The organism is Pseudomonas sp. RW10S2 (assembly GCF_014268985.1).
In the GTDB taxonomy this organism is placed as follows: domain Bacteria; phylum Pseudomonadota; class Gammaproteobacteria; order Pseudomonadales; family Pseudomonadaceae; genus Aquipseudomonas; species Aquipseudomonas wayambapalatensis.
In genome coordinates, this window is sequence record NZ_JABWRO010000221.1 from 1 (window position 1) to 2,885 (window position 2,885).

A 2,885-nucleotide genomic window follows, 5' to 3' on the forward strand; every position below is an offset into this window, starting at 1 on the left:
CTATCGCGGGACAAGCCCGCTCCCACAGGGCCCCGCTGATTTCGAAACCAGCGGGGCCCTGTGGGGCTTGTCCCGCGATGAGGCCACTGCAAGTGTCACAGGATGGTGACATTCAGGCAGGCCTTCGTGACATGCCCGCCGGGGCGGCTGGCTAGAATTCGCTGACGACAGGCACCCGGCCTGTCCCTGGCAAGGATTGAGCAGGTGATGGACAGCGTTGATTTCCCTTTCTGCAGTTGGCTCGACTCCCCGGTTCACAACGCCTGGCTGGTCGCCGAGGGCCAGCGCCTGGTGACCTTCGCCAAGGCCTCGCGCCTGCCAGACGGCTTCGGCAGCCTCGATGCCCATGGCCTGCTGCCCGACAGTGCGATCGCCGAAACCCTGCACACTGCGCGCATGACCCACTGCTTCGCCATGGCGCATGTGCAGGGCATCCCTGGCTGCTTGCCGCTGGTGGAGCACGGCGTCGCAGCACTGCTCGCAGGGCCGTTGCGCGATGCGCGGGATGATGGCTGGTTCGCCCGCGCCGACGGTGAGGGCGACACCGGCAAGACCGCCTACCTGCATGCCTTCGTCGCCTTGGCCGCCAGTTCTGCGACAGTCGCCGGTGCACCAGGCGCCGAGCAGTTGCTCGGCGCGGCCATCGCGATCATCGAGACGCGCTTCTGGAGCGAGGAGGAGGGCGCCCTGCGCGAGTCCTTCGCCCGTGACTGGACGCAGCCGGAAGCCTACCGTGGCGCCAACAGCAACATGCACGCCACCGAGGCTTTCCTCGCCCTGGCCGATGTCACTGGCCACACGCACTGGCTAGACCGTGCCCTGCGTATCGTCGAACGGATCATCCACACCTATGCCGCTGGCAATGACTTCGCTGTCATCGAGCATTTCGACGTGCACTGGCAGGCGCTGCCCGAGTACAACCACGACAACCCCACCGACGGCTTTCGCCCCTACGGCACCACGCCCGGTCATGCCTTCGAGTGGGCACGCTTGGTCCTGCACCTGGAGGCCGCGCGCCAGCGTGCCAGCCTGCCCGCCCCGCAGTGGTTGCTGAGCGACGCGCGCGGGCTGTTCGCCAATGCCTGTCGTCACGCCTGGCACGCTGATGGCGCGCCGGGCATCGTCTACACCCTCGACTGGCAGAACCGGCCAGTGGTCCGGGCGCGCCTGCACTGGACCCACGCCGAAGCCTGTGCGACGGCTGCAGCGTTGTTGCGTCGTACCGGGGAAGGTGAATACGAGCAGTGGTACCGGCGCTTCTGGGACTTCATCGACAGCCATTTCATCGATCGCGTCCACGGCAGCTGGCACCATGAGCTGGACCCGCAGAACCGCCCTGGCGCAAGCATCTGGGGCGGCAAGCCCGATCTCTACCACGCCTACCAGGCGGTGCTCCTGCCGCGCCTGCCGTTGGCACCAAGCCTGGCCACTGCGCTGGCCCTGGGCAATGTAACCAAGTGATGACATTCGCGCATCGCTTCGTTACCTGCCCTGGTCTGCGCGCTCATTAGACTTCATGCAACGCAAGCGAACGACTTGCACCGCATAACAACAAGAAAGGTATACCGATGAATTCCACTCTGCGCCTCGCCGCCGCTATTTCCCTCGCCTCGCTCATGCCCCTCAGCGCCTTGGCCGCCGAATCCAAAGGCAGCGTCGAGGTGGTGCACTGGTGGACCTCCGGTGGCGAGAAAGCTGCCGTTGATGTCCTCAAGGCCCAGGTCGAGAAAGACGGCTTCACCTGGAAGGACGGCGCTGTTGCCGGTGGCGGTGGTTCCACCGCGATGACCGTGCTCAAGAGCCGCGCCGTCGCCGGCAACCCGCCCGGCGTTGCCCAGATCAAGGGCCCGGACATCCAGGACTGGGCGGCCACCGGCCTGCTCGACAGCGATGTGCTCAAGGACGTCGCCAAGCAGGAGAAGTGGGACAGCCTGCTCGACAAGAAGGTCGCCGACACCGTCAAGTACGAAGGTGACTACGTCGCCGTGCCGGTGAACATCCACCGCATCAACTGGCTGTGGATCAACCCTGAGGTGTTCAAGAAGGCCGGCATCGACAAGGCGCCGACCACCCTCGACGAATTCTATGCCGCAGCCGACAAGCTCAAGGCCGCAGGCTTCATTCCCCTGGCCCACGGTGGCCAGCCATGGCAGGACAGCACCGTGTTCGAGAACGTGGTGCTGGCGGTGATGGGGGTGGAGGGCTACAAGAAGGCCCTGGTCGACCTCGACGAAAAAGCCCTGACCGGCCCGGAGATGGTCAAGGCCCTGACCGAGCTGAAGAAGGTCGCCACCTACATGGACCCTGACGGCAAGGGCCAGGACTGGAACCTCGAAGCCGCGAAGGTCATCAACGGCAAGGCCGGCATGCAGATCATGGGCGACTGGGCCAAGAGCGAGTGGACCCTGGCCAAGAAGACCGCCGGCAAGGACTACCAGTGCGTACCCTTCCCCGGCACTGACAAAGGCTTCCTGTACAACATCGACTCGCTGGCGGTGTTCAAGCAGAAGAACGAAGGCACCACTGCAGGCCAGCAGGACATTGCCAAGCGTGTGCTGGGTGAAGACTTCCAGAAGACCTTCAGCATTAACAAGGGATCGATCCCGGTGCGCAACGACATGCTGGCCGACATGAGCAAGTATGGCTTCGACAGTTGCGCCCAGACCGCTGCCAAGGACTTCCTGGCAGACGCCAAGTCGGGTGGCCTGCAGCCGAGCATGGCGCACAACATGGCGACCACGCTTGCCGTGCAGGGGGCGTTCTTCGATGTGGTGACCAACTACATCAACGACCCGAAGGCCGATCCGGCCGATGCGGCGAAGAAGCTCAACGCAGCGGTCAAGGCCGCCCAATAACGGCCCAATCGCGGGACAAGCCCGCTCCCA

At 64.7% G+C, this 2,885-nt stretch carries 2 protein-coding genes; both read left to right on the plus strand.

Annotated features, from left to right (window positions below; genetic code table 11):
* The first annotated feature begins 207 nt into the window (after positions 1-207).
* Positions 208-1,461, plus strand: coding sequence for an AGE family epimerase/isomerase (locus tag HU729_RS25285; RefSeq protein WP_186711901.1), 1,254 nt, complete (start codon positions 208-210; stop codon positions 1,459-1,461).
* Between the two features lie 107 nt (positions 1,462-1,568).
* On the plus strand, positions 1,569-2,855 hold the full coding sequence (locus HU729_RS25290) for an ABC transporter substrate-binding protein (RefSeq protein WP_186711902.1): 1,287 nt from the start codon (positions 1,569-1,571) through the stop codon (positions 2,853-2,855).
* Positions 2,856-2,885 lie beyond the last annotated feature (30 nt).